At 67.2% G+C, this 1,790-nt stretch carries 1 protein-coding gene; it reads left to right on the top strand.

Translation table 11 applies throughout. The annotated features are described in order from the left end of the window. Positions 1-1,790, top strand: a 1,790-nt coding sequence (locus WS61_RS18255) for a YadA family autotransporter adhesin (protein ID WP_373557124.1), incomplete at both ends; no start/stop codon positions are given.

Genomic DNA, 1,790 nt, shown 5'->3' with positions numbered 1-1,790 from the left:
TCGCTGTCGACGGCGATCTCGGCGAGCAAGACGCACTACTACAGCGTGAACGACAACGGCACGCAGCAAGGCAACTACAACAACGACGGCGCCACGGGCGCGAACTCGATGGCTGCGGGCGTGGCCGCGTCGGCATCGGGCGCGAAGGCGACCGCCATCGGCTATAACGCGAACGCACTGGCTGCTTCGACGGTGGCGATCGGCGATAGCAGCACGGCGTCGTCGTCGGCCGGTGTCGGCTCGGTGGCCATCGGGTCCCAGTCGCTCGCGACGGGCGGCAGCGCGGTGGCGATCGGCAATCAGCAGACAGCCAGCGGTAATGGCGCGGTAGCGATCGGCGATCCGAACCTGGCCACCGGCACCGGTGCCGTGGCGGTGGGCGCGAACAACGCGGCCAGCGGCGACGGTGCACTCGCCATTGGGAACTCCAACACGGCGAGTGCCCAGGGTGCGGTGGCACTCGGCGAAGCCAATATGGCCACGGGTACGGGCGCGGTGTCCATTGGCAGCGCTTCGACTGCAGCCAGTACGGGCGGCGTGGCGCTGGGCTCGTCGGCCACCGCAGCCAATCCGGACGATGTTGCGCTGGGATCGAATTCGGTGACGGGCTCGCCAGCGGCCACCTCGGGCGCCACGATCGGCGGCAAGTTCTACTCGTTTGCTGGCACAGCGCCAACTAGCGTGGTCAGCGTAGGTAGCCCGGGCAACGAGCGCCAGATCTCCAACGTGGCCGCAGGTCGCGTAACCGCGTCGAGCACGGATGCAATCAACGGCTCCCAGCTGTATGCCACGAACCAGGCGGTGAACTCGCTGTCGACGTCCACGTCGACCACGGCGAGTTCGTTGTCCACGGGTCTGTCGAGCGTGACCAGCAACATCACGTCGTTGTCGACTTCGACGTCGACCACCGCAAGCTCGCTGTCGACCGGCGTGAGTTCGCTGTCCACGGGCGTGAGCTCGCTCTCCACGGGTGTCAGCTCGTTGTCGACGGGTCTGTCGAGCACGACCAGTTCGGTGACGTCGCTGTCGACGTCGAGTTCGACGGCAACGAGTTCGCTGTCGACGGCGATCTCGGCGAGCAAGACACACTACTACAGCGTGAACGACAACGGCACGCAGCAAGGCAACTACAACAACGACGGCGCCACGGGCGTGAACGCGCTGGCGGCGGGCACGGGTGCGACGGCCGCGGGTGCGGCGGGCGTGGCGGTCGGCAACAACTCGAACGCGGCAGCAGCCGACACCGTGGCGATCGGTTCGGGCGCGACGGCCGCGAACGCGGGCGCGGTGGCGCTGGGTAGCGGTTCGGTGACGGCCGCGGCCAACCCGACGGCGACCGGCACGATCGGCGGCGTCACCTACAGCTACGCGGGCACGACGCCGTCGAGCGTGGTGAGCGTGGGTGCGCCGGGCGCTGAGCGTCAGATCACGAACGTCGCCGCAGGCCGTGTCAGTGCGACGAGCACCGATGCGATCAACGGTTCGCAGCTCTTCGCGACCAACCAGGCCGTGAACTCGCTGTCGACGTCGACCTCGACCGGCATCAGTTCGCTGTCCACCGGTCTGTCGAGCACCAACAGCTCGATTACGTCGCTGTCCACGGGGATCGGGTCGATATCCAGCTCGGTGTCGACGGTTACGAGCAGTATCGCATCGTTGTCCACGTCGACGTCGACCACGGCCAGTTCGTTGTCCACCGGCGTGAGTTCGCTCTCGACGTCGACGTCGACCACTGCAAGCTCGCTGTCGACCGGGGTGAGTTCGTTGTCCACGGGGCTGTCGAGTGTGAC

Origin of the sequence: Burkholderia sp. ABCPW 11 (assembly GCF_001523445.1) — a bacterium.
Taxonomy (GTDB): Bacteria; Pseudomonadota; Gammaproteobacteria; order Burkholderiales; family Burkholderiaceae; genus Burkholderia.
Note: the sequence above shows the minus strand (reverse complement) of the source record. Positions and strands in the feature narration are given on the sequence as shown.